General features: G+C 52.1%; 22 protein-coding genes. 8 read left to right on the top strand and 14 right to left on the bottom strand.

Annotation, left to right across the window (positions count from 1 at the left end):
• Nucleotides 1-47: 47 nt before the first annotated feature.
• From RC73_RS06735 to RC73_RS06720, 4 genes are all read right to left on the bottom strand, one after another.
• Nucleotides 48-1,574: a peptide MFS transporter gene (locus RC73_RS06735; RefSeq protein WP_039033932.1), complete on the bottom strand. Its 1,527-nt coding sequence runs from the start codon at nt 1,572-1,574 to the stop codon at nt 48-50.
• A gap of 355 nt (nt 1,575-1,929) precedes the next feature.
• Complete coding sequence (locus RC73_RS06730; RefSeq protein WP_025009816.1) at nt 1,930-2,289, bottom strand: YajD family HNH nuclease; 360 nt, start codon at nt 2,287-2,289, stop codon at nt 1,930-1,932.
• 25 nt (nt 2,290-2,314) lie between these two features.
• Nucleotides 2,315-4,300: a BCCT family transporter gene (locus RC73_RS06725; protein ID WP_039033931.1), complete on the bottom strand. Its 1,986-nt coding sequence runs from the start codon at nt 4,298-4,300 to the stop codon at nt 2,315-2,317.
• 351 nt (nt 4,301-4,651) lie between these two features.
• Nucleotides 4,652-5,245 (bottom strand): DUF502 domain-containing protein, encoded by a 594-nt coding sequence (locus RC73_RS06720; protein WP_039033930.1) that lies wholly within the window; start codon nt 5,243-5,245, stop codon nt 4,652-4,654.
• A gap of 189 nt (nt 5,246-5,434) precedes the next feature.
• On the opposite strand from RC73_RS06720, the gene RC73_RS06715 reads away from it, so the two are divergent.
• The gene (locus RC73_RS06715; protein WP_039033929.1) at nt 5,435-5,818 is read left to right on the top strand and encodes a VOC family protein; all 384 of its coding nucleotides are present in this window, start codon (nt 5,435-5,437) and stop codon (nt 5,816-5,818) included.
• A 171-nt stretch (nt 5,819-5,989) separates the two neighbouring features.
• Here RC73_RS06715 and phoU read toward each other — a convergent pair whose 3' ends face one another.
• The 4 genes from phoU to RC73_RS06695 all read right to left on the bottom strand — a co-directional run bounded on the left by phoU (nt 5,990) and on the right by RC73_RS06695 (nt 11,552).
• A complete protein-coding gene (phoU, locus tag RC73_RS06710) occupies nt 5,990-6,694 on the bottom strand; it encodes a phosphate signaling complex protein PhoU (RefSeq protein ID WP_039033928.1) in 705 nt (234 codons plus the stop codon).
• Nucleotides 6,695-6,724: 30 nt separating this feature from the next.
• The gene (gene pstB, locus RC73_RS06705; RefSeq protein WP_039033927.1) at nt 6,725-7,543 is read right to left on the bottom strand and encodes a phosphate ABC transporter ATP-binding protein PstB; all 819 of its coding nucleotides are present in this window, start codon (nt 7,541-7,543) and stop codon (nt 6,725-6,727) included.
• A 32-nt stretch (nt 7,544-7,575) separates the two neighbouring features.
• A complete protein-coding gene (gene pstA, locus RC73_RS06700; RefSeq protein WP_039033926.1) occupies nt 7,576-9,231 on the bottom strand; it encodes a phosphate ABC transporter permease PstA in 1,656 nt (551 codons plus the stop codon).
• A 62-nt stretch (nt 9,232-9,293) separates the two neighbouring features.
• Nucleotides 9,294-11,552: an ABC transporter permease subunit gene (locus RC73_RS06695; RefSeq protein WP_039033925.1), complete on the bottom strand. Its 2,259-nt coding sequence runs from the start codon at nt 11,550-11,552 to the stop codon at nt 9,294-9,296.
• A gap of 174 nt (nt 11,553-11,726) precedes the next feature.
• Here RC73_RS06695 and RC73_RS06690 point away from each other — a divergent pair, with 174 nt between their 5' ends.
• From RC73_RS06690 to RC73_RS06680, 3 genes are all read left to right on the top strand, one after another.
• Nucleotides 11,727-12,230, top strand: a complete 504-nt coding sequence (locus RC73_RS06690; RefSeq protein ID WP_025009810.1) for a glycine cleavage system protein R — start codon at nt 11,727-11,729, stop codon at nt 12,228-12,230.
• Between the two features lie 130 nt (nt 12,231-12,360).
• On the top strand, nt 12,361-13,179 hold the full coding sequence (locus RC73_RS06685) for a DUF2797 domain-containing protein (RefSeq protein ID WP_039033924.1): 819 nt from the start codon (nt 12,361-12,363) through the stop codon (nt 13,177-13,179).
• A gap of 140 nt (nt 13,180-13,319) precedes the next feature.
• Complete coding sequence (locus RC73_RS06680) at nt 13,320-13,889, top strand: DUF1415 domain-containing protein (protein ID WP_143078384.1); 570 nt, start codon at nt 13,320-13,322, stop codon at nt 13,887-13,889.
• A gap of 316 nt (nt 13,890-14,205) precedes the next feature.
• On the opposite strand, the gene RC73_RS06675 is transcribed toward RC73_RS06680, so the two are convergent.
• The 6 genes from RC73_RS06675 to RC73_RS06650 all read right to left on the bottom strand — a co-directional run bounded on the left by RC73_RS06675 (nt 14,206) and on the right by RC73_RS06650 (nt 21,732).
• Complete coding sequence (locus RC73_RS06675) at nt 14,206-14,910, bottom strand: TorF family putative porin (protein ID WP_039034008.1); 705 nt, start codon at nt 14,908-14,910, stop codon at nt 14,206-14,208.
• Nucleotides 14,911-14,963: 53 nt separating this feature from the next.
• Nucleotides 14,964-16,181: a choline transporter gene (locus tag RC73_RS06670; RefSeq protein WP_039033923.1), complete on the bottom strand. Its 1,218-nt coding sequence runs from the start codon at nt 16,179-16,181 to the stop codon at nt 14,964-14,966.
• A 160-nt stretch (nt 16,182-16,341) separates the two neighbouring features.
• On the bottom strand, nt 16,342-18,027 hold the full coding sequence (gene betA, locus RC73_RS06665; protein ID WP_039033922.1) for a choline dehydrogenase: 1,686 nt from the start codon (nt 18,025-18,027) through the stop codon (nt 16,342-16,344).
• A gap of 9 nt (nt 18,028-18,036) precedes the next feature.
• Nucleotides 18,037-19,497 carry a betaine-aldehyde dehydrogenase gene (gene betB / locus RC73_RS06660; protein WP_039033921.1) on the bottom strand — a complete coding sequence of 487 codons (1,461 nt, stop codon included), beginning with the start codon at nt 19,495-19,497 and terminating at the stop codon, nt 18,037-18,039.
• Nucleotides 19,497-20,093, bottom strand: coding sequence for a transcriptional regulator BetI (gene betI / locus RC73_RS06655; RefSeq protein WP_039033920.1), 597 nt, complete (start codon nt 20,091-20,093; stop codon nt 19,497-19,499). The genes betB and betI overlap by 1 nt, the downstream gene beginning before the upstream one ends.
• Before the next feature lie 664 nt (nt 20,094-20,757).
• On the bottom strand, nt 20,758-21,732 hold the full coding sequence (locus RC73_RS06650) for a nucleoside hydrolase (protein ID WP_039033919.1): 975 nt from the start codon (nt 21,730-21,732) through the stop codon (nt 20,758-20,760).
• Between the two features lie 396 nt (nt 21,733-22,128).
• On the opposite strand from RC73_RS06650, the gene RC73_RS06645 reads away from it, so the two are divergent.
• The 4 genes from RC73_RS06645 to RC73_RS21110 all read left to right on the top strand — a co-directional run.
• On the top strand, nt 22,129-23,808 hold the full coding sequence (locus tag RC73_RS06645) for a carbon starvation CstA family protein (protein ID WP_039033918.1): 1,680 nt from the start codon (nt 22,129-22,131) through the stop codon (nt 23,806-23,808).
• On the top strand, nt 23,808-24,080 hold the full coding sequence (locus RC73_RS06640) for a cory-CC-star protein (RefSeq protein WP_025009799.1): 273 nt from the start codon (nt 23,808-23,810) through the stop codon (nt 24,078-24,080). The genes RC73_RS06645 and RC73_RS06640 overlap by 1 nt, the downstream gene beginning before the upstream one ends.
• A 26-nt stretch (nt 24,081-24,106) precedes the next feature.
• Nucleotides 24,107-25,114 (top strand): ArsA family ATPase, encoded by a 1,008-nt coding sequence (locus RC73_RS06635; RefSeq protein ID WP_039033917.1) that lies wholly within the window; start codon nt 24,107-24,109, stop codon nt 25,112-25,114.
• Nucleotides 25,115-26,362: 1,248 nt separating this feature from the next.
• Nucleotides 26,363-26,672: hypothetical protein (locus RC73_RS21110; protein ID WP_039033916.1), on the top strand; the 310-nt coding region annotated here is incomplete at its 3' end.

The raw sequence follows: 26,672 nt of genomic DNA, 5'->3' as shown, positions 1-26,672 counted from the left end.
AAAGACCGCTATTGCGGTCTTTTTGGAATTTATGGGTCACTCAGACATTACTGCGCTGAGCCGGCAGCGCCATTACCGTTATGGGAATGGTGAGTTTCTGTAAGACGACGCATCAGCGGCAATACCGCCAGCGCGATAAAGGTACAAACCAGCGCCGCAATCCCCAACTTGTTGAACAAGCTAGTATAGATAGGCAGAGTCTCAAGCGGATCTGTAATGTTCTTCGGCACACTGGCGAAGTTGGCCACCACACCACCCAGATACTGAGAGATGCCCGAGGCGACAAAGTAAGCCCCCATCATAAAGCCACCCATGCGCTCAGGTACGTAACGGGCAATCATCGCCAAGCCCAAACCACTGACCAGCAGCTCACCGAGTGAGTATGCACCGTAACCCCAGATCATCACCCAGGAAGAGGTCTTGCCATCGACGGCGAACATACCGGCGAAGCTGTAGATGAAGAAACCCAGCGCCACTACGGCAAAACCCAGTGCGAACTTGGCAGCGATGGAAATATCCTTGTTGTTACGTCCGGCAGAGGCATAAACCCAGGCCAGCACAGGGCTAAGCAACATGATCCAGATAGGGTTCAAGGCCTGGAACTGCGCCGGTGACCAAGTCCACAGATCGACACCGAAGGCCTGGAAGTTCCAATCGACGTTACGCAGGGCAAACAGCGCCAGCGAGGTAGACATCTGCTGGTAGAACACAAAGAAGAATACAGTTTGTACCGTCAGTACCAAGGCGGCTATCAAACCGGCCCGCTCACTGGTTTCACTGTTTTTAATCAGGTAGATAAAGATACCGAGTACGGCAGCACCTGCGGTGTAAACAAAGGCGCGGGCCACATCTTCATATTCAAGGATAAAGGCTGAAGCCACTACAGAAAGGGCCGCCAGGCCGAGTACCGCAAACAGCTTATTCATTTCCACCGGACGGGTATCCGGCTCTGAGCCATAGTTGGCCAGAGTTTTACGCATCATGGCGTAGTTGCCCAGTCCCACCAGTAAGCCCACGCAGCAGACGGCAAAAGCCGCGTGCCAACCGAACTCGTTGCCATAGTTGGCGTTGACGTAATCTTTAATCCAGGGAGTCAACAACATGGAGAAAGTAGAACCTACATTCACCGCCATGTAGTAGATGGTAAAGGCGCTGTCTATCTTGGAGTCGTCCCCCTCATAGATTTTACGCACCAGGTTACCGGCATTGGGTTTGAACAAACCGTTACCGACAACAATTACCCCCAGAGCCGAAAACAGGAACCAGGTGTTTTCGGTTGGCACTGTCATCAAGGCATAACCCAGAGACAGAATACCGGCACCGAGCAACATGGTGCGCTTGGTACCGAGGATCTTATCCCCGACCCAACCACCAATCGCCGGCGACACATAAATCAATGCGGCACAGGCACTCCATACCAGGTTGGCGCGACTGTCCTCAAACCCTAGACGCTGTACCATGAAGTACACGATAAGCGCCTGCATACCGTAATAACCGAAACGTTCCCATAGCTCGATAAGTGACACAGTCATAAAAGAATGTGTCTTACTTACCTTAGGAGACCCTAATGTCATTTTGCTTGCTTCCATCTTGATTTGAAATAATTGTCAGACGAGTATAAAACTGCAGGCCGCACAATCCAACGCAAACTCTGGGGCAAAACACACTTTGTCGCAATTCTCCTACTCAGCTCAAATTCCATTGGCGACTTTTTCAACAATACTGGGTTATTCAAAAGAGTAAAGCGAAGCAAACCTAGCTGTAACAAGGTTTTTTACTGGTTAATGAGAATATTTATCAGTATCAAAATCACCGCAAAGCCAAGGTCAGAACCGCTTTTATCAGCGCCTTTGATATAAAAAAACCGCCCTTGGATAGACGGTTTCCATTGAGTAGCCTACGCCTTATCAGGCCGAGCAAGATAGGCGGTCAATCTTTGGCTGCCATTCTCGCCTTGAGATCGGCAAACGGATTGAAAGTGGCCGGCGCCTGTTTGGCTTCACTGGTGTCGCCGTACTGCACCAGCTCTTCAAACCTGGAATGCTCATTGTCATGGCAGTAGAGGCACAACAGCTCCCAGTTAGAGCCATCTGAAGGGTTATTGTCGTGATTGTGGTCTCTGTGATGCACAGTCAACTCACGCAAGTTCTTGTGGGTGAACTCCCTGGCACAGCGGCCACAAACCCAGGGATACAGCTTGAGCGCCTGCTCCCGATAGCCTTTTTCACGACTCGCCTGATACTCACGGGCCTGTGCCAGCACCCGATCCAATTTACTCTGTTCTGCCATCTTTCTTTTCCGATGAACGGGCCGCTTAGTGGCCCTCTACATATTCTGCACTGGACAGATGCAGATAGTGCAGGTATTTCTCATACTGAGTCACCACATCTGCCTGGATCTGCTCTTCCGTATAACCCATCACATCATAATACTGTCCACCATGTTCGAGAAAGACTTCAACCCGGAAGTAGTTATTTTGTGATTCATCCTCACCTTCTTCCTGAGTTTGATGGGTCACAGGCAGCGTAAAGGCACGGATCCGCAAGCCATAAACAAAAGTCTGCACCTCTTCATTTTCGATAACCAACCTCACCCTGTCTTCATCGTACTGGAGATCAGCATTGATACCGCGGGATAAAAATCCCTGAGAGACCTTGGACAGCGCCGGTGTTGCCACGTTGTCGACAAAGCGCCGCGCCTGCTCGTAAGAGGGATGCGACACCAGCACATCTATTCTGTCTTCCCAGGACACGCTGGTTCTGGCGTACTGCACACTGGTGGTATGCAGCTGCACACTATTGATTTTGAGCCAGTCATCCTGCAACGCCTTGAACAGGCCAAAGCAGATAAGCAACATCACCAACAAGAACGGCATGGCACTGGCAATCGCCGCCGTTTGCAGCGCCTGCAAGCCACCGGCGAGCAGCAGTACAGAAGCCACTAAACCCTGCATCAAAGCCCAAAAAATCCGCTGCCATACAGGTGCATCGGCATCACCGCCTGAGGTGAGGTTGTCGATAACCAAAGAGCCGGAGTCTGACGAAGTCACAAAGAAAGTCACCACCAGACACACGGCGATAATGGACAGCAGATTGGACAGCGGCAAATGCTCAAAGAAAGTAAACAGGGCGACCGATACATCGGTGGAAACCGCAGTAGCCAGATATTCTGCGCCATGATTCATGATGGCATCTATCGCCGAATTACCGAAAACCGTCATCCACAAGAAGGTGAAACCACTGGGAACAAACAAAATCCCCACCAGAAACTCACGAATGGTACGGCCACGGGAGACCCGGGCGATAAAGGTACCGACAAAAGGTGACCAGGAGATCCACCAGCCCCAGTAAAGCAGAGTCCAGCCACCGAGCCAATCATTCTTCTGCTCGTAGGCATAAAGGTTGAAGGTCTTGCTCACCAGTTCACTCAGGTAACCACCTGTGTTTTGCACGAAAGACTGCAGCAGAGCGACGGTTGGACCAAACAGCAGCACTATCATCATCAGCACAAAAGCCAGCCCAAGGTTAAGCTCACTTAAGCGCTTTACCCCCTTATCAAGGCCGGAAAACACAGAGCCTGTGGCGATAAGAGTAATACCTATGATCAGTGCCACCTGCACCCCGGTATTGATAGGGAATATATCACCCAATAGATAATTAAGCCCCGAGTTAACCTGCAATACCCCGAAACCCAAAGAGGTAGCCACACCAAACATGGTACCCAATACGGCAAAAGTATCGACACAGTGACCTATAGGGCCATAAATACGTTCGCCAATCAGAGGGTAAAGTGCGCTTCGTGGCAGCAGTGGCAACTTATGCCGATAACTGAAGTAGGCCAGACTCAAGGCCACTACCGCATAGATGGCCCAGGCATGAATACCCCAGTGAAAGAAGGTGATCTTCATCGCTTCTTTGGCGGCTTCAACTGTATGGGGATCCGCATCCGGCGGCGCCAGATAATGCATCACAGGCTCACCGACCCCAAAGAACATCAAGCCTATTCCCATACCGGCAGAGAACAGCATGGCAATCCAGCTCTTATAGCTGTAATCCGGCTCGGCATGATCCGGCCCAAGCTTGATATCACCGAAGCGACTCACCATCACAAAGATGATGAATACCAGAAAAATCGCCACACCCATGATGTAGAGCCAACCCGCCTTCAACTCCAGCCAAGATTGAGCTGCCTTGAACAATTCCTGTGCCTCATTCGGCCAAACCGCGCCGACAAACACCAGAATAGCGATACAGATCAGTGACGAAAAAAACACCGGAGGATTAATACTCGACTTAATCAAATTTTGCGCTCCTTTTTACGGATAATTAGCGCCGCCTGCGAGCAAGTTCCTAAATTATAGCGGAACTCGGCCGGGGACAACGCTTATCCAAAGCCACACCAAAAGCTTATAGAGTGTTTATGTGCAATATGTGACACCCTTCCGCGGACAAGCTCTCGGCTTGATTTAAATGGAAGAGTTAGGGCCCACCGGGATCAAAGTGTTGGCGGGACAGACAAGATTACCGTGGCATAGTGAATGGCAATCGACTCAGACACAAACTGCTACTTTTGGCAACAATCGGCGCTGATTATACACAAAAATGAATAAAATGGGGAGTCTATAGCAACTCCAGCTCAAAGAATCATCACTTTAGTCCTTCACGACCTTGGGGGTTTGCGAAATGCCCGCTGTCAGATTAAAGCGCATCGCCTCCTCGAATGACCAATTCACCATGATCAAATCCTCTCGCTTGACCAGGCTGGTAACTCCGGCCATCTGGTAAGAGAGTTGAAACAGCACAGGCACCCAGTCCCCTTCGGGCAAGGCATCGAGCAGTGGCTGAGGTGGCTTGTCTGTCATGATAAAGCCGACCACAAAACCGCCGTTGGCCTGACGCACCAATACCGTCTGTTGCGACTTGGGCTTACTGCTATCACGGTTCATCAAAGAAGCGATATCGCGGATACTGCCGTAGACAGACTTGAACAGGGGAAAGCGCATCAACTGCCGCTCAATCCAGCTCCAGATCCAGACGATGGGGCTGACAGAAAACAGTAACCCGGCAATAAACACCAAGGCTGTGACCAATATAAAACCTGCCCCTATGAACACAGTATCCATACCCAGCAAAGAAAAAAGTAATTTTCCCAGGCTGTCGAGAGATTCAAACAGGGACCAAAACAGCCAGAGACTAAGCGCCATGGGCAGCAGATTAAGCAAGCCGCGGATCAGGGTTTGTTTCATTAAATTCCTCTTGATATTTAAGACTGTATTAAGCGCAGGACAGAGGCGCAAAGGAAGGTTTCTCGGCGGCCCCTTCCCCAACAGGCACTCAACTCTGTATCCTGACAGAGACGCAAATCGATAGCAAAATGTTGTGCATTACCCCGAAAGGCCGCTGTGTCTCTCGGGCGCGATAAGGAGAATAGCAGCATGCGCGTAACCCGACTGGACCACCTGGTGTTGACCGTCCGCGACATAGAGCAAAGTGTCGCCTTCTACCAAAAATTGGGCATGAAACGCCAAACCTTTGCCGATAACAGAACGGCGCTGCAATTTGGCGATCAGAAAATCAACCTGCACCAACTTGGCCGCGAATATTACCCCAATGCCGCCAAAGCCCAAAGTGGTTCGGCGGACTTGTGTTTTATCACCTGTGGTTCACTCAAGGATACTATGGCACATCTCAGTGCCATGGGAATTGACATCGAAGAAGGTCCCGTCGCCCGTACCGGCGCCACAGGCCCGATAGATTCAGTCTATATTCGCGATCCTGACGGTAACCTGATCGAACTGGCAGAATATCGCGTTGACTAGGCTGCGTTTTGACTAGGCTGGGGTTGACCAAGTGCTCCGTTAACCAAGAGATCCGTTAACTAAGTGCTCTGTTGACCGCACGGTGCAGCCTACCGGGCTGCACCGCCCCAAACAGCGACAAAAAAGCCGCTTGAATCTAAGCGGCTTTCTCTGAGACTTCCGGATAAGAGCTTACAGCTCTTTTTCCATCTCCTCGTAGGAGACATGGCGTACGTCTTTGCCTTTTACGTAGTAAATCACGTACTCACAGATGTTTTTGCAGCGGTCCCCTACCCGCTCAACCGCGCGGGCAGCCCAGAGCACATCCAGCACGCCGGGGATAGAGCGGGGATCTTCCATCATGTAAGTCATCAGTTGGCGAATGATGCCTTCATATTCCTTGTCCAACTTGGCATCTTCCTTGTGCAGCTCCAACGCCGACTCGGCGTCCATCCGCGCCAGCGCATCCAGGGTCGAATTCAACATGCGGGTGGCATGACGCCCCATGGACTCAATGCTGACCAGCAGTGGCTGCTGATTATTGCTGCGCTTCTCCTGTGCCGCCTTGGCAATACGCACGCAGGCATCGCCGATGCGCTCAAGATCGGCAATCGTCTTGGAGATAGCTATCACCAGGCGTAAGTCGCTGGCCGCCGGCTGGCGCTTGGCAATGATGCGGGTACACTCTTCGTCTATCATCACCTCCATGCCGTTGACCTTGTGATCGCCCTCGATCACCTTCTGTGCCAGTTCGGCATCCAGGCTGCCCAGGGCATCCAGCGCCTGTTCCAACTGGCGCTCTACCATACCGCCCATGGCCAGTACCCGGTTGCGGATATCTTCCAGTTCAGCGCTGAACTGGCCTGAGATATGTTTATTCAGGTTCTTGTTTTCCATTTGCTTCCCCTTGCTCGGACGCAGCGTTTATTAACCGTAGCGGCCGGTAATATAATCTTCGGTCTTACTCTGTTTTGGCGTGGTAAAGATAGTGTTGGTATCCGAGTACTCAATCAACTCACCCATATACATAAAGGCAGTCTGATCCGACACCCTGGCCGCCTGCTGCATGTTGTGGGTCACTATCACCACTGTGTACTTGGACTTGAGCTCTGTGATCAGCTCTTCGATAGTCAGGGTCGAGATAGGATCCAACGCCGAAGTCGGCTCATCGAGCAGCAAGACTTCCGGCTCGATGGCTATCGCCCGGGCAATCACCAGACGCTGCTGCTGACCACCGGACAACCCGAAGGCGTTGTCATGCAGCCTGTCTTTCACCTCGTCCCAGATGGCGGCGCCGCGCAGTGAACTCTCACAGGCTTCATCCAGCTCACGGCGATTGTTCACGCCCTGTAGGCGCAGGCCATAGACGACATTTTCATAAATGGACTTGGGGAAAGGATTGGGGCGCTGGAACACCATGCCCACATTGCGTCTCAGCGCCGCGACATCCACTTTCTTGTCGTAGATGTTTTGACCATGGAGCAAGATTTCCCCGTCGATATGGCAGTTATCCACCAGATCGTTCATCCGGTTGATACAGCGCAGCAAAGTGGACTTACCGCAACCACTGGGGCCGATAAAGGCGGTGACCTTCTTCTTGGGGATCTTCATGGAAACATCAAACAACGCCTGCTTGTCACCATAGCGCAGATCCAGGTTACGGATCTCCAGCGCCGTCTCTTCGGCAGGCAGGTTCGCCAGATCCAGCGTCTCAGTATTCATTACCGATGAGTCTATCGAAATCATATTCTGTCCTATCACTTCAGGATAATCGTCAATTAGTGTTCAAGCGAGCGGTACTTTTCACGCAGATGGTTGCGCACGCTGATAGCCGTCAGGTTGAGTGCCACGATCACAGATACCAGCAGGAACGAGGTGGCATAGACCAAAGGCCTGGCAGCTTCTACGTTGGGGCTCTGGAAACCGACATCATAAATATGGAACCCGAGGTGCATAAACTTACGCTCAAGATGCACGAAGGGGAAATTCATATCCACAGGCAAGGTAGGCGCCAACTTGACCACCCCCACCAGCATCAAGGGTGCCACTTCACCGGCGGCGCGGGCAACAGCCAGAATAAGCCCTGTCATAATCGCCGGGCTGGCCATAGGGATAATAATCCGCCACAGGGTTTCGGCCTTGGTGGCCCCCAGAGCCAGGCTGCCCTGACGCACTGAGCTTGGAATACGTGACAAGCCTTCCTCGGTGGAAACAATCACCACAGGCAGGGTCAGAATCGCCAAAGTCAGTGCCGACCAGATAACCCCGGGAGAGCCGAAGGTCGGCGACGGCAATGCCTCTGGATAGAACAGCTGATCCAGCGAGCCCCCCAGCATATAGACAAAGAAGCCCAGACCAAACACCCCGTACACAATCGAAGGCACACCGGCAAGGTTGATTACCGCGATACGTATCATCTTGGTGATCGGCCCTTTCTTGGCGTATTCGTGCAGATAGATGGCGGCCACCACACCGAATGGTGTCACTATTACGGCCATCAGCAACACCATAAATACTGTGCCGAAAATCGCCGGGAACACCCCGCCCTCTGTGTTGGCTTCGCGGGGATCGTCACTGATAAAGCGTCCCAGGCCAACAAACCAGTGGCCTACCTTGTCGATAAAGCCCATGCGGTTGACATAGCTGACATCCAGCACCGAATCCAGACTGAGGGTCACTTCTTCGCCGCGCATGTCGCGTACTATCACAGAGTCGCGCCCGGCTTGCTCACGCAGAGAGAACAGCTGCTTTTCCAACCCTTGGTAATGCTGATCCAGTTGTTGACGCTTGGACTCAAGCTCGGCCTTGCGCTCAGGCGTCAGGGCATCGTCAAGCTCATAGCCACGTTCTTTGAGGCGCAGACGTTCGAGCTCATAGTTAACCGCGCCTATGTCCTGCTTCTGCAGTGTCATCGCCTGATCGGCCAGGTCCACTGCGCGCTCGATATGCTCCTCGAGTGAATTCTGCACATCGCCGCCGAGCTCCAGCCGCTGGCCCTTCTCAATCACCGCCACAGGGTAGCCGTAGAAGTTACCGTTCTTGGTACGCTCTATCATGGCCAAGCCTTCCGGGGTGGAGCGCGACACAATATCTGTCTCCAAAATCCAGCGGAAATCCAGGCCGACAAACTCACGGTTACCCGTCTTGACCAGATAACGGGTCACAAACTCACCCGGCTCTGAGTTGAAGTGATAACCGGCGGATTTCAACCGCTCGGTCGGCACTTCTTCTCTGTCGTACAGTTCACCTATCAGGGTGTAACGCTGGCCTTTATCATCCTGCATCTCCCACTGATAGATATCCGCGGGCCAGAAATAGCTCAGGCCACGCCAGGCGATGAGTAACAATAGCCCCAACACCGCAATCAAACTCAGGCTGACGGCGCCCCCTGTCATCCAGATCCAGGGAGAGCCTGATTTAAACCACTTACCCATTGCACAAACCCCTTAAGGTGATTGGCGAAACATCTAGTGTTCTATTCATAATTTCTCTCCTGTTACAGTGAGCTGTAGCGGTCGCGCAGACGCTGACGCACCACTTCGGCCACAGTGTTGAACAGGAAGGTAAAGATAAAGAGTACAAAGGCTGCGAGGAACAATACCCGGTAATGGGAGCTGCCAATGGCCGATTCCGGCATTTCCACCGCGATATTGGCCGCCAGGGTCCGCATCCCTTCAAACACGCTCCACTCCATGATGGCAGTGTTCCCCGTGGCCATGAGTACAATCATGGTTTCACCCACGGCGCGGCCAAGGCCCATCATGACTGCCGAGAATATCCCCGGGCTTGCGGTCAGCAGCACTACCCGGGTCAGGGTCTGCCAGGGGGTCGCTCCCAAGGCCAGGCTGCCGTTCGACAGGTGACGCGGCACAGAGAAGATGGCGTCTTCGGCAATGGAGAAGATGGTTGGAATGACGGCAAAGCCCATGGCAATCCCCACCACCAGCGCGTTACGCTGATCGAAGGTAATCCCCAATTCATTGGTGATGAACTGGCGGGTGTCGCCGTGGAAGAAGGCCACTTCGATTGCCGGACTGATGGCAAAAGAGAACCAACCGACAAAACAGATAACCGGGATCAGCATCAGTTCCTGATAGGTTTCCGGCAGTATCGCCTTGATGCGCCCCGGCAGCTTGGACCAGGCATAGGCACTGGTCACTATGCTTATCGGCAACAACAGTAGCAAGGCCAGAATGCCGGGCAGATGCTCTTCAATCAGCGGTGCCAGCCAGAGACCGGCCAGGAAACCGAGGATCACTGTCGGCAGGGCTTCCATAATTTCAATGGTGGGCTTGACTACGCTGCGCACCTTGGGCGACATGAAATAGGCGGTATAGATGGCGCCGGCAATCGCCAGAGGAACGGCAAACAGCATGGCATAGAACGCCGCCTTGAGCGTACCGAATGCCAGCGGCATCAGGCTGAGCTTGGCTTCAAAATCATCCGAGCCGGAAGTGGACTGCCAGACAAACTGCGGCTCAGGGTAACCTTCGTACCATACCTTGTTCCACAGGGCACTCCAGGAAACTTCCGGGTGGTCGTTGTCAACCGCGTACAGGTGCAGCTTGCTGCCATCTTCAATGATCAAGGCATTGGAGCGGGGGCTGAAGCCCATAACACCCGGTGCCTTGAGATCGAACTTTTTATCGAACAGCTCGCGCTCACTCGTGGTGTAAAGCAAAGACAGTTCACCCTCTGGGCTTACTGTGGCAAAGCTCTTGCGATAGAACTCAGAGGCAATGGTGTCCACCTTACCCAAACCGCTAAACTCGCGGATCTCCTGATAGACACGGCCGCGGTCGCTGGCCACCTGAAAATACTGGGCCACCACACCGTTATCGTAACCTACCAGCAATGAACTGGCGCCCGCCAACAGGCTCAAACTGGTGACCTTGGCCTTGGCTTTCTCGACATCTATCACCTGTTGCAGCGAGATTTCATCCACATACTGAATGTTGTAGACAAAAATCTTGTTGCCGGACTGCAGCAGCAGTTGGCGCTGATCCGGGGTCATGAGTTGATGTTCAGTACGGGAAGGTGCATCCGGCAGCGGCATGGTTTGTGTAGTCCACTCCACTTCCTCGGTCATCATGTTCTCTTCGCCGACCATCTTGGTCAGTTGCCAGCGATTCTGGCTGTCCTGATAGGCAAAGCTCATACTCTCGGAGCTATAGCCGAAGGCGAGACTCTTGAGCGGCGAGCCATCCTCGGCAACCGTCAGCGCAGACTCCCCCAGTGGATATTTGACCTTGGGCGTGATCAGGCGTTGGTTATTGGGATAGCTGACACCAAAATCCACCCCGGCCAACAAGAGTTGACCATTATCCAGTCCGAGGGCAAACAACTGCTGGCTTGGGGCGCTGACGGCGCTGCTGACCACTTTGCTCGAATCTGGCACTGGCAGTTTCACCTGCTGATGCAGCTGATCGCCTTTGACCCTGAAAAAATCCACCACGCCCTGGTCACCGACCCGATAGAGCAGTTCATTTTGCTCGTCACTGCCCACCATCAGCGTCTTGTCTGAACTGGCCGGCAGGCTCACTTCGGTGACGGGTTCAACACTGGCGCCGTCAAACACAGGTTTAATCACGTAAAGCAGATAGAAAAAGATCAACAAAAGGGCGACGAACACCATGGTTCCACCCACTGTTACCCCTATCTGCGCGGCCTTATCCTTGAAGGCTCTGCGGCCGGAGCCTTTGCTCACCAACAGATCTTTCGACGCAGAAGCAGGTTGAATGACCTGACTTTCCATTAAGAACCTCTATTATTAATAGCTGTTAGGCTTTTTACCGAATTAACCGTACGTTATTGCGTTTCGGCCAACCCAGGTAAGACCATCCCTTATCGAGTGGCTGGGATTATATGACGCAAAAATGACAATAGTGTTACATAGCTTTTTTTAACATTATTCAGGAGTCTGTCTACCATGCTTCGTTACCTTATCACACTGCAAGTCCCTGACAGAAAAGGATTGGTTGAGCAGATTGCCCATGCGGTCAGCCGCCACGGCGGCAACTGGCTCGACTCGGAATTACGCCATATCGACGGGATTTTTGCCGCCATTTTGCTGCTTGAGGTTCCCAGCGAACACTGGGATGACCTGCTTGATGCCCTGGAGTGCATCGATGGTATGGCGCTCACCAGTGCCAGGGCCGGCCAGCAGCAGAAATATATCAAACGCCTGAGTTTCAACCTGGTGGCCTACGACAGGCCCGGGCTGGTACTGGATATCTCCAACAGGATCAATGCCCTTGGGATCAATATCGAGCAATTCAGCAGCAAGTTTGAAACCGCGGGCCATACCGGCATCGCCTTGTTTCGGGCCACCATCAGCCTGGGATTAACCGATCCTATGCAGGAGGAACGCCTGACTGAATCCCTCTACAGCATAGGTGATGATCTGGTATTGGATAAGCTGAATCTGACTTGAGCTCAATACTGCAACTGCCTAACCTCTGACTCTTGATCGCCTGCAAAAGCAGCAACCGATGTGCAATCGATAATTCCTGTTAGGAAAACTGATACACTGGCGAAAATCACAAGAACAGAGCTTTGTCGTTATGCTTGGAACACTGAATAAGATGGCCGTCGCCCTGGACGAGAACCATCTGGCACAATACACCCTCAGAGTGGCTGAACAACGCCTGGCGTTGAACCCTTTGATTGGCAAGAGTTTAACCCTGAGTCACACGGGTAACATCTTCTGCTGCAACTGCGGTAAGAAGACCAAGAAGAGTTACTCACAGGGCCACTGTTATGTCTGTATGCAGAAGCTCGCCAGCTGCGATCTCTGCGTGATGAAACCGGAAACCTGTCATTATGATCAGGGAACCTGCCGCGAACCCGAATGGGGCGACACCCATTGCATGGTGCCCCACTATGTTTACCTGTCCAATACCTCGGGAATAAAGGTCGGTATTACCCGCCACAGCCAGCTGCCCACCCGCTGGCTGGATCAGGGAGCCACCCAGGGGCTGCCGATATTCAAAGTCAGCAGCAGGCAGCTTTCCGGCCTCATCGAAGTCGAACTGGCCAAACTGATTGCCGACAAAACCAACTGGCAGGCGATGCTCAAGGGCAACAACGACGAGATAGATCTCAAGGCCAAGGCCGAAACGCTATTGCCGAGTATCGAAACCCGCCTGCACGAGCTGGCAATGAGCCGCGGTGATTACAAGATAGAAAGATTGACCGAGACAGAGACGCAAATTCACTACCCGGTCAGTGAGTTTCCGAAGAAGATCAAGTCCCATAACTTTGATAAAGAAGCCGTTGTCAGTGGCACTCTGATGGGCATCAAGGGGCAGTACCTGATTTTCGATACCGGCGTAATCAATATCCGCAAGTTCACCTCTTATGAAGTGGAAGTCAGCTACTGATTTTTTAATTTGAGCAAACAAACGGCGCCGCTTGAATGGGCGCCGTATTTCATCCCTCAACACCTTTGGTGCTTGCCAGTACCCCAGAGGCTGCCTATGATGGCCGCCAATAACGCCCTTACACAAAGACAGAGCAGAATATGGCCACAGACTCCATGATGGGATCCCAGACTATCGCCGCCCAAACCCAGGCTTGGGTCAAGGAGGTGATCATGAAGTACAACATCTGCCCCTTCGCCAGGCGGGAAGTCGAGCGCGACTCGATTCGTTACACAGTTTGCGAACAAAGCCGCATGGATACTGCCTTGCAGGCGTTGCTGGACGAGTGCCAATATCTGGATGAGCACCCACAAGCGGAAACCAGCCTGTTCATTCTGCCGAGGGGCTTTGAAGGCTTTCACCTCTATCTGGATCTGTTGGCCTTTGCCGAGCAGCTGTTATTCGAAGAAGGGTATGAAGGGGTTTACCAGTTGGCCAGCTTTCATCCCGACTATTGTTTCGAAGGAGAGGCCCAGGATGATGCCGCCAACTATACCAACAGAGCGCCCTATCCGACTCTGCACATCATACGTGAAGCCAGTATGGAACAAGCCCTGGCCGAATATGATGATCCTGAGTCGATTCCGGAGCGCAACATCGCCTTTGCCCGCCGCAAAGGCAGCGAATTCTTCGCCAAACTGCTGCAAAACTGCCTGAGCCGCAAGCCATAACTTGATGTGATTCAGGCTTATCTGCCCCTTCCCGGGCCTTCCTCAGACCTTGAAACCCTAGACCTTGATACGCCCGAGGGTTACCCGGTTCTTATTGATTAAGTCGAAGAATTCACTGCCATGGTACGCCGCATCCCAGGCGCTGCTGATGAAGAGCTGCTACTTGGCTTCTCTTCACCCGAGGTCACGCCACTCAGGCCCGCATTCCCCCTTATCATCCATGACAAATGATAGACCCCACCAGAGATAATAATTGCCAAAAAACTGCAAAAATGATTGAAATATAAAAGAATATTGTTGCAATCGAGGTTTGTAGTTAGAAAGTAAACCTGTGCGATAGGCTAAACACCAACCTGGCATCGGCGTTATCCGAGTCCAGGCTGGTATCTTCACCCGCCAGCTCAATATCTATACCGTGATATTGGGTCTGATAGGCGATGCGGTAGTGTTGATAGCCTCTGCTTCCCTGCCACAGCCACTTGTCTGCATCATACGATGTGGAACGGTCAAAACTCAACCTCAGCCGGTGACCGGGCGCCAATTCGAAACTGTGGGCCAACATCACTATGCTGTGGCCGGCACAGGTACCAAAGTAATTCCAGCTGTACCAGAGATTCAACTCCGACTGACCGAATGGCGACTGATACCCCCACTTGGCATAAGCTTCCGGATAGTTGTAGTCATCGGAAAAGGATTCGCCGTGATAGCTGTAATAGGCAAGCCCGGCATCCAGGCTCAGGTTTTCATTGAACCGGTAGAAATAACCTGCGTAACCATCAAGCTCCAACCGGGTATCATCAGCGCCACCAAAATCGACATTGGAAGCAAAACTGCCAAGATACCAACCACTTTCACTACTGTAATCCAAGCTGGCCTGTAACGCCGGGCCTTCATCTGTCTGACTGACCCCGTTGAAACTGTAATCCGATACCAGGGTCACTGTCGATGACCATTCGGCTTGGGCTGCAAATGTCAGTGTCAGTAGTGCAGCTAAACCGCCGCACTTAAGATAGTTTGCCATGGCGTTTAAACCCATCTGTGTTCCTCTTTTGGTTTTATGGATTGAAGTTTGCATCAGTCGGCTAGTTTTATTTTATTAAAATCTATGGTGTTTTCTTTGGGAGAACCTTGGATCCGGCCCAAGGTTTTCAGTTTGGTCAGCAGCATGTAACCGGCACAGGTTAAGATAAGCCCTATGGCCAGAGCCCCTACCCATTGGATCTCCAGAAAATCCAGTTGGAACAGTAAAGTCAGCAACACCATCACGGCGATATTGCCAAGCAGATAGTTGCGTTTGCCGAGTCTGGCAACCGTCAGCCCCAGGTTATCCGTGTAGAGACGGATCAATGAGTCCAACGAATTGATCACAAAGGTAATGCCCACCATGACCATGGCCAAGTTATAAAAGCCGGATGTGGAGATTGCCTGGGTATCGTAGAAATAGAGAACACTGAACCAAATCGCGACCGGAATGGAGGGGAACACCATCATGGCCAGCAGCAATTGCCAGGTCTTGATCCCACCGACAAAACGCGAGGTAAACTGGCCGATCATTATGCTCCAGGCAAACCACCAGAACAGGTAAAAGGCGTGATAGTCATTAAGTGGCAACACAAAATGTTTGATATCAACAAAGTAATCACCCAATAACGAAAAGGTGCTAATGAAGTCGCCGACAGTGCCGTTCTCTCCTAAAAATGCGCCGCTCCACATCAGAGCTATCAGGGCCACAAACAACCAGGTACTGGCCAGGCTGAGTACCTTGACGTATTTAATACTGGTACTGGAATAAACCGCGATGGCGATAACGGCAAACACCATCAGATAGAAGGCGCCTATAACGGACTCTCCATCGCCCATCTCCGGCAGATACCAGGGCAAGTTGCTGAGCAGCAAATAAGCGGTGAAGGCACAGGTGCCGATAATCACCATGTTGTTGATGAATTTTACCGGCTTGAGTTCAAAGAACTTCACTCTGGGTTCTATAACGCAGAAATAGAAACAGGTGACAAAGTAAAAACCCCAGATAAGAAAGGCCCAAAATCCAAACTCTATCGCCAAGGGATTGGAAAAGGCGTATTCGGGGCTGCTGTTGGTATCTGTGTAAGTGTCGAATTCAGTGAGTGGGAACATGATCAAGCCAACATCGAGGCCTGAGGTAAACAAAATAGCGATAAAGGTGTTGATCCGCACCGGGGTGACACCTACGCAGGGAATGTTGCCCCACCGATACAGGATCACCCCTATCATAGCAAAGGTAAATAAGATCCCTGCTGAAAGCCAAAGCTCCATAACTTTTCCCTTTATTTTTGATTTAAATTATATTTTTCTAATTCCAGCCCCTGACTAATGGCGAATTTTGGCCGACAAAAAGCCCTCGGCTTGGCTACACCGATTACAGCATTGACAGGGGTAAGGGGCCGACCGCAGACTGGCCCCTTGGATTTTAAGATCAGGTAGGTCGCTCGGGTGCGTGGCTGCGCTGCTGCGCTCGCCACTTGTCAGCCAGAACAACTGTGGCATCAGAGGCCGGTAAGGCTTCACGGCCGCGGATAATATCGGCGGCCTTCTCTGCCAACATTATGGTCGGTGCATTGAGGTTGCCATTGGGAATGGTGGGGAATACGGAAGAGTCCACGACTCTCAGTCCTTCAATGCCATGCACCCGGTTTTGTGGGTCTACCACAGCCATGGGATCTGTACCCATCTTGCAGGAACAGGATGGATGATAAGCACTCTCTACCGAGCGACGAACAAAGGCATCTATCTGCTCATCGGTTTCCACTTCGGCACCAGGCTGGATCTCTTCTCCGCGATAGCCATCGAATGCCGGCTGATGAATAATCTCCCGGGTCAGGCGCACGCAGGCGCGAAAACCTTCGATATCATCCTGGTGTTGCAAATAGTTGAAACGTATCTGCGGATGCCGGTGCGGATCGCTGCTCTGTGCCCTGACCCATCCCCGGCTCTTGGGCTTATTGTGGCCGATATGCACCTGAAAACCATCGCCATCAAAGGCTTCCCGGCCGTCATAACGCATGGCGGCGGGCAGGAAGTGATACTGGAGATCCGGTGCGGCCAGGCCCGCCTTGGAGCGGATAAAACCGCAGGATTCAAAATGGTTGCTCGCCCCGAGTCCCGTCTTGGTAAAGAACCAGCGGCTGCCGATCAGAAACTTGTTCCACCAATCCAGTTTGCGGTTAAGGGACACAGGCTGGGTGCAACGGAACTGAAAATAGAACTCCAGATGATCCTGAAGATTCTCCCCGACCCCGGGCAAGGCATGCTCCAGCTCAATACCGGCTGCTTTAAGGACTTCGGGCGCGCCTATACCGGAAAGCTGCAGCAGGTGGGGGGAGCCCACTGGACCTGCTGAAAGAATCACTTCGCCGCCCACGCCAACCATGGCCTGCTGCAACTTGCCGCCGCATTCATAGCGCACCCCGGTTGCCACCTTGTCCTGCAGCAATACCTTGTGCACTAAGGCGCCGGTCACCACTTTTAAATTATTCCGTGTCATGGCCGGACGCAGATAGGCATTGGCCGTAGACCAGCGCACACCATTTTTCACTGTCATATGCATGGCGCCAAAGCCTTCCTGCTGGGCACCGTTGTAATCATCTGTGGCCAGGTACCCGGCTTGCACACCGGCATCAACAAAGGCCTGATACAGGGGGTTAACCATGCGGTTGCCGTTGTTGACCCCCAAGGGCCCACTATCGCCTCGATACCTGTCACCGCCAAAGGCCCAGGTCTCGGCCTTTTTGAAATAGGGCAAGCAATCGGCGTAGCTCCAGCCCTCTGCGCCACAGGCCTGCCACTCATCAAAGTCATGGGCGTGACCGCGGACGTAGACCATGCCGTTGATAGATGACGAACCGCCGAGCACCTTGCCCCTTGGACAATGCATGCGCCGATTGTCCAGACCCGGTTCAGGCTCGGTTTCAAACTGCCAGGCATACTTTTGGGTATTCATGGGAATGGACAACGCCGTTGGCATCTGAATAAAAATGCTGCGATCACTGCCGCCGGTTTCCAGCAACAAGACCCGTTTGTTTTTATCTTCGCTCAGGCGGTTGGCCAGCACACAACCCGCGCTGCCGGCACCGACAATGATATAGTCGAAATTCTGGTTCATAACGGCTCCTTAAAATGGGCTTTCCAGGGGCTGCATGCCGACATAAACCGATTTGGTCTGGGTATAAGCCTTGAGGGTTTCACTACCGTTCTCCCGACCAACTCCGGAAAGCTTGTAGCCACCGACGGGCATCTCCGAGGGTGAGGCGCCATAGGCATTGATCCAGCAGATCCCGGCCTGAAGGCAATGAATCACCCTATGAGCGCGGCGAATATCGCGGCTAAATACCGCGGCAGCCAGACCAAGGGCGGTATCGTTGGCGCGGCGGATCACTTCCTCTTCATCGTCGAAAATCAGTACAGACATCACGGGGCCAAAGATCTCTTCACGGCAGATACGCATCTTGTCATCACAGTCGACAAATACGGTCGGCTCAACAAAGAAACCTTCAGGGGCCGAGTCCGGCGTCAAAGGCTTGCCACCGCAAAGGAGCCTCGCTCCTTCGGCCTGCCCAAGGGCGATATACTCGAGCACCTTGTTTCTGTGCGCGCTGGATATCAGGGCGCCGAAATTGGTGTCCGGCGCCATGGGGTCGCCGGCCTTGATATTGGCCATCCTTTGCTGCAAACGTTCGATAAAGGCCGGATACAGGTTGCGGGCGACATAGACCCGGGTACCATTGGTACAAACCTCTCCTTGGGTATAAAAGTTGCCCAGCATGGCGGCGCTGACGGCATCCTCCAGTTCGGCGTCTTCAAAGATGATCAGCGGGGACTTGCCCCCCAGTTCCATGGTGACATCCTTGAGACTGGAGGCCGCTGCCGCCATCACCTTCTTGCCTGTGCCCACTTCGCCGGTAAAGGACACCTTGGCGATATCCTCGCTGTGAGTCAGCCATTGACCTACTTCGGCCGCGCCCTGCACCACATTGAACACCCCTGCGGGCACACCGGCTTCGAGAAAGATTTCCGCCAGCTTCAGAGCGCCGAGCGGGGTCTCCTCAGACGGCTTGAAGATCATCGCGTTACCGGCAGCCAATGCCGGCGCCGACTTCCAACAGGCTATCTGCAAAGGATAATTCCAGGCGCCGATACCGGCGCATATCCCCAGAGGTTCACGGCGGGTATAGAAGAAATCATCGCCAACACTTTGCTGAGAGCCTTCCAGGCCCACCACGATACCGGCGAAGTATTCTATGGCATCGGCCCCTGTGACCACGTCCACCACAGACGCCTCCTGCCAGGGTTTACCCGTATCCAGCACTTCAATTTTGGCCAGCTCATCGTTGCGCTGCCGCAACAGGGCAACCGCCTTCAACAGCACCCGGCTGCGCGCCATGGCGCTCATGGCTGACCAAGCGGCAAATCCACGTTTGGCACTGGCAATGGCCGCCTGTTTGATGGCCTCATCGGCCACTTCAACGCGGTATTGCACCTGGCCGGTGCCAGGGTTAATCACCTCAAAGGATTCACCCGAGGCGTTGGCCATATAACGACCGTCAATAAAATTCTGATAAACAGGCTGTGTCATCAATGTACTCCGTGATAAGCCAGACTTTGGTCAATGAAATCGATACACCAGGATTCTGCGGCAGCAAACGCCTGCTCAGGCTCAGGACTGAGAGCACTGCGCAGCCAAAAACCGTCAATCATGGCGGCCACCTGCTCGGCACTCTTGAGCGCCTGTTCCCCGGGCAATAACTGTTTGAAAGAGAAGGCCAGGTTACTCTGCAGTCTGGCACTGTTGACCTGCTGCAACCTGGCAAGCCCGGGCTCATGCATGGACTGAGCCCAGAAATTAAGCCAGGTGCGGGTAGCCGCCCCCGAGCGTTGAAACTCGGTGAAGTTGGCCGCCACTATGGCGTGCAGCCGTGCCTTGGGGGAAAGCTGCTGCTCTGCTGTTTGGGCCAGCAAAGCCAGCTTCAGTTGCTCCAGCAAATGTCGCAATGTCGCTTCAATCAGCTCCTGCTTGCCACCGAAATAATGGCTGATAATCCCCGACGACAACCCGGCCAAGCGGCTGATGCTGTTGATGGTGGTATTGTGCAAACCATTGGCGGCCACCGAGGCCATAGTGGCATCGATCAGCTGCTGGCGGCGCACGGGTTTCATTCCAATCTTAGGCATATTTTTATTAATTGACCGTTCAATTAAAAACAAGCCTAATGATTTGAACTGTAATTATCAATAACGCAAAACCGCTCAACTCATGTCACACAAGGCATCAAAAAGTGATTTACCTCACAACAACAAGCGGTTGCGTTACTTGAAATTTATCTAAAAAAGTTTCTATTTTCCGACAATACTTCGCTATTTCTGAGGGGTTAGCCGAAAAATCAACGCAAAGCCATTTAAGCGTTCACCATCCCAAATAGTTACAGTCGATATGATTAGAGCTAAAACCTATAACCAACTCTTTAACCCGAAAGCGCAGATAAATACGCCTGTCGCTCCGGACCAAACTTGCTGCTTGGAAGCCGGACAATGAGATTGAGACTGAGGATAAGTCGATGAGTAGAGGGAAGCAGAGAATAACGTGACAATGAGAAAGCGTGATTAGCATGGGGAGTTATGACCAAAAAGAGGAGCCATGATTAAAAAGAGGAATACTGATACTTAGAAACCGACTAACCCTGAACCATGCGGGGACAGGTAACAGATAAATAAAATGAAAAGGCGGATAAACAGCAAAATAAGAGTCCCTTCAAAGGGTTAAGAGCCCGGTAAAATACCGGGCTCTTGCATCAGATGAAGTCCGCTGAGGTCAGAAAAATAACTGTCGCAGCAAGGCCTATGACCGACGACCGAAATCTATCAGAGTGTTGCGATAAAGCTCAAGCAACGCCTCATCGCGTACCCCTACCCCAACACTCTGCGGCGGCATATCACTCCAATCATCGTGGGGATGGCGCCGCTCATAGGTTTTCTGCATTGTGTGACCAATGGCCGGTCCGGAGCAAACCACCCGTACAGGCCCCTTTCTCAGGGTAAACAGACTGGGGTCAATCACATAGGCAATGGCCGAGGGGTCATGCACGTGGCAGCCGGAAATCCCCAGGCTACGCTGGTAAAAGTCGAGATAGAAACGGCTTATCTGGTGAATAAAGCGTCCCGGCTCACCGGCTTCATCGCGCAGCTTATCCAGATACTCGGGCGTAAAGAAACTCTCATGGGTCACATCCAGACCGATAATCACCACGGGCCAGTCGGCGGTAAATACGATATCGGCCGCTTCAGGATCATCATGGATATTGGCTTCGGCGAAAGGACTGACATTACCCTGATGGCCATTAACCCCGAAGGCTCCACCCATGACCACCACTTCCTTTACCAATTTGGTGATCCCGGGTTCATGCTGCAGTGCCAGTGCCAGATTGGTCAGAGGCCCAACAGCCACCAGAGTGATCTCCCCCGGTTGCGCCTTGAGCTGCTCGACAATATATTGCCAAGCCGGACGGGGATCGGCGCTCAGACTGACATCGGCGGCATTGACTTGCAGATCGCCAAAACCGGTTTCACCATGAACTATAGTGGTAGGGCCGACAGGAGGGCGCGACAGCGGCTTATCCGCTCCCATGGACACGTCTGCCTTCATGCCATATTTCTGTTTCAGATACAGTGCATTACTAGTGCTGTTTTCAATGGTGGCGTTGCCAAATATTGTGGTGATACCGATAAGATCCACAGCTGCATGGCCTTCGGCAAACAGAATTGCCATAGCATCATCAATACCGGGATCTGTATCCAGGATAATTTTCTTCGTCACAATCCAGCTTCCTTTGCGATGTTATTGATATTATCTGTGCCACAACCAACCGGTAGCACCGAGCCATTCTAGCGCCAAATCTGGCGCTATGCGCTCCATAATGCCACGCGAAATAGCAAAAACGGTAGAGAAAGAACAGTATCTGTTCACTTAAGGTAATCACTACCCTATTTGGCTCTCATCCGGATAAGCTTGAAAGTCCTTGTAAGCAGCTAAACACGCAATAAAGAAACAAGAACTACCGCGATATTACGGGCAATTATTACTTTGCAGACAAACGCCTACAGCAAAAATGCTGTTATTGACAGCCGCGACCAAATAGGACTTTAGTCTGATATCAGCAACAACCACCTTCCATTAACATCAATACATCAAAACAACAACAAGAGGTGTCCCATGAATGCTGTGCTGTTGATGTTAATGGGCCTGGGCGCGATGGCGGCCGGCTATTTTGTCTATTCAAAATTCATCTGCGAAAAAATCTTCAAAGTCGATCCCAACTTCGTGACACCTGCACATGAGATGCAGGATGGTATCGACTATGTGCCCACCAATAAATATGTGCTTTGGGGCCACCACTTCACCTCAGTGGCCGGAGCTGCGCCGATTATCGGCCCGGCCATTGCCGTTATCTGGGGCTGGGTGCCGGCCTTCCTCTGGGTGGTGTTCGGCACCATCTTCTTTGCCGGGGTGCACGATGCCGGCGCCATCTGGGCCAGTAACCGCAACAAGGCCAAATCCATAGGTGCGGTCACGGGTGATGTTATCGGCGAGCGGGCCCGCAGCATCTTTATGGTGGTGATATTTTTAGTGTTGCTCATGGTTAACGCCGTGTTTGCCGTTGTCATTGCCAAGCAGTTGATCAACTTCCCCAGCGCCACCCTGCCGGTTTGGGGCGCCATTGTAGTGGCTCTCATCATAGGCCAGCTCATCTACCGTCGTCTTATCAACCTCTTGGTGGTGTCCATTATCGGCGTGGCGGCACTGTACGCACTCATTTATATCGGCCCGTCCATGCCGCTGGCATTGCCGGAAACCCTGGGGCCGCTGTCAGATAACCAGAGCTGGATCATCCTGCTGTTTGTCTATGCCGCCATCGCCTCGCTGCTGCCGGTATGGATGCTGCTGCAACCGCGGGACTATATCAATGGTATTCAGCTGTTTATCGGCTTAGGCTTGCTCTACGGCGCCGTGCTTCTGGGCGCGCCTGATATAGTGGCGCCGGCCTTTAATACCGATGTGCCCGAAGGCACTCCATCCTTGGTGCCGCTGCTGTTCGTCACCATTGCCTGCGGCGCGATTTCCGGCTTCCACGGCCTGGTTTCCAGCGGAACCACCTCAAAACAACTGGATAAAGAGCCGGATGTGCGTTTTGTCGGCTACTTTGGCGCCATAGGCGAAGGCTCTCTGGCACTGGCGGCCATCATAGCCGCCACTGCGGGTTTTGCGACCCTGGCCGACTGGCAGGCCATCTATCACGCCTTTGGTCAGGGGGGCGTCAGTGCCTTTATCAAGGGCGGCGCCAATATCCTCGAATCCGGGATAGGCATGGATGAAACCATGGCGCAAACCCTGCTGACGGTAATGGTAGTGCTGTTTGCCGGTACCACTATGGACACAGGCTTACGGCTACAGCGTTACATCTTCCAGGAATGGGGCAGCATCTATAACCTCAACTGGATGCAAAATGGCGCCGTCGCCACTCTGCTGGCCGTGGGTACCTGCTTGCTGCTGGCCTTCGGTGCCGGCGGTGACGGCTCGGGTGGCATGCTGATCTGGCCGCTGTTTGGCACCACCAACCAGTTGCTGGCTGGCCTGACACTGCTGGTAATCACAGTGATGCTGGTGAAACTGGGTCGCCCCATGTGGTATACCCTGGCTCCGCTTATCTTCCTGCTGGTGATGACCACCATGGGCCTACTTATTCAGCTCAAGGGCTTCTACGACAAGCAGGATTGGTTCCTGTTCACTCTGGACTTGGTGGTACTGATCGCCGCCATAGTCATTTCACTGGAGTGCAGTGCCACGTTGAGCCGCTCGCTCAAGGCGCGTAAAACCGCAGCGGAGAACGACTGATGAAGCTGGCGAAGATCAAGGCATTGGTCAAAGACCTGAGCCACCTGGCGGAAGAGGCGTATAACGCCCCTTTTCGCTCGGCAGTCGCCCGCGCCCGCAGGGAGCAGGACGATCTCTTTATGCTGCTGATCTTCTCCGAAATGATGGGGGTACCCAACCCGGCCAGTTACTACACTCTGGAGCTGCAGCCCTTGATGCTGGAAAAGTTCCATGACTGGCACCTGCGTATGGGTATGCCCCACTCACCGCTGGATCAGTTCAGATGCTGTTGAAACAAGATGTTAATTAAGGACGGGCTATGGCGCAGCTGACCGACAAACGTATTCTGTGGGTGGGTGGCAAAGGCGGTGTCGGCAAGACCACTGTCTCCTCCTCACTGGCCCTGTTGGCGGCCGGACGCGGCAAGAAAGTCCTTTTGGTGTCCACAGATCCGGCCCACAGCCTGAGCGATGCCTTTGCCAAGCAGATAGGCGATCACTACACCCGGCTGGCACCCAATCTGGATGCACTGGAAATCGACCCGGATGAGGAAGTGCGCCAACATCTCGACCGGGTCAGCCAACAGTTGAAAAGTTTTACCCGCCCGGAGATGTTCGCTGAAATTGAGCGGCAGATGCGTCTCACCCGACAGTCTCCCGGTGCCCAGGAAGCGGCTTTGCTGGAGCGGATTGCCAAGACCCTGGAAAGCGGCCTCGGTGAATACGATCTGATCATTTTTGATACCGCGCCCACCGGCCATACGCTTAGGCTACTGAGCCTTCCTGAGGCGATGGCCGCCTGGACCCAAGGTATGCTGAGCGCCAATCAGAAATCAGAAAAGCTCGGCGCCATGCTGTCGCATCTGACACCCGGGCGGGGCCGTGATGTCGATAACCCCTTCGACGATCCGGCCGAGCACGCCACCGCCGGAATGGCGCCGCGCAACAAGGCCATAGCAGAAACCTTACTGGCCCGCCAACGGCTGCTGCAGCGCACCCGTGAGCTGATTAAAGATCCGCAGCAAACAGGGCTGCTGTTTGTCCTGACCGCAGAAAAGCTGCCTATTCTGGAAACCCGCCGCGCCGTGGCCAGTTTGCAGGCCGAGCAGTTACCGCTGGCAGGTTTGGTAATCAATCGGTTGCTGCCACCCGAAGCCGACGGCAGCTTTCTTGCCAAACGCCGCCAGCAGGAAGCCGTGCACCTCGAAGAGATAGACGCATACTTTAGCAAGCTGCCCCGCTTTCGACTGCCACTCAAGGAAACCGATATCCAGGGTCTGAGCGGCCTTGAACAGATGGCGACCGAACTGGCCAAAGCCGGGCTGTAAATTCTCTTATTTGTTCAACCAAACTTGCCTCCAAAGCTTTGGCTGTTCCCTTTCCTAAATCGAGAATTTCTATTGGCAACAGATGATGGTTAATTTATGAAGAAATCCACAAAGAAAAAACACTAACAAACTAAATAACTGCTCCAAAAGTAGATCACTGAACCGATATCGTCTCCAAGTAGTAACTTGACGCAGTTAGAACACCAGCCTGATGAGGTGGGCTTCAGAATCACATATCCGGAAACTCTTGCGCCACAAGGGTTCAGCAAGATGTAGCACAAATAGGATCAGTTATTTAGTATTAAAGTTAATCCAATGAAAATAAATAAAAACCCTAAAAATAAACCTTTTGTGTTCGTTCTAAAATCTAGTTTATGCCTAAAGCCTATTATAGTTAAACCTACCACTACAAACCCGATTAAAATAAATTTTAACATCTTATATCCTGCTGAGGAGAGTCCTCCTCCGCTAACTAATTTAATCGTTGCATTACTGAGAATAAGCGTTTCCTTTCGTGATAGAACCCACCGCGAATTCAAAACCCAACTTCAGCAGTAATCATATTAATTTAAAAACAACTTTACAATAACAAAAAGAATAAAGCCAAGCCAAGAAAATGCTACGACAAAAATGATTAACTTAAAAATCATGCTCAACCCAAATGAATCCACCAAAGCGTACTCTGTAGGGAATAAATCTTCTACCTTCACTTTACTTAACCACTTCATTTCCACCTCCAACACTCAATAATGTATGACATGTAAACTCTGGCTAAAACAATTACTAATATTACCAATAAAAACAACCTATGGAATAATGGATAACAACGACAGCTAACATTAACTTTTTCAAAAACTGAAATATCGCAAGAGGAATACTAAAACCCTAAAGCTATAGAAAACTCAATATATAAAAACATTAAAAAACTAGCAAAATCCTAGAACATAATTTCTACTTACCTCTTTTAAAAATGTAAGCTAGCAAGATAACAACGTGCCCTACAATAAAAATTACAATCTTAGAAAGAGTGCCAATTGGGAAAATCAAAATAAAAACAAGTAAAACATACGCTAATATAATATATAAGTTTATATCTTTCATAATTAACTTTATCTGTTAATGGAAGGGGTTCCCCCCTTCCCATAAGATTATCTATAGCACACCGCAGCTGCTACAAATCCTCCGAAAAAGGCACCAGCCGATGCCCCACCAGTGAACCCTAGACCCAGAGAGAAGTATCCAGCAGCTATGCCGCCGGCAAGTGCAGAGCCTGAGACAATTGCAGCTGAACATACTCCAGAATTTATTCCACCATTCACTATCTCTGTATCTTTAACTGTTAATTCTTGCATTTTTCTCTTCCCCTCTTATAACATCGAACACATTGCCAAACCGAACCTTTGCCCTGTTGTAGCACCAAAAACACCTCCAGCAACCATACCTGCAGGCCCAAAAATTCCTCCAGCGATTACCCCAATAGTTCCTCCCATAATGGAAGTACTAAATAGCTATATGGACACCTCTCCGATGCAAGCACCGGCAGGTCTCTTTCTGACAA

The organism is Shewanella sp. ECSMB14102, assembly GCF_000813075.1.
Classification (GTDB): Bacteria; Pseudomonadota; Gammaproteobacteria; order Enterobacterales; family Shewanellaceae; genus Shewanella; species Shewanella indica.
The sequence above is the reverse complement of the archived record's forward strand: the minus strand, read 5'-3'. Positions and strand labels throughout refer to the sequence as shown.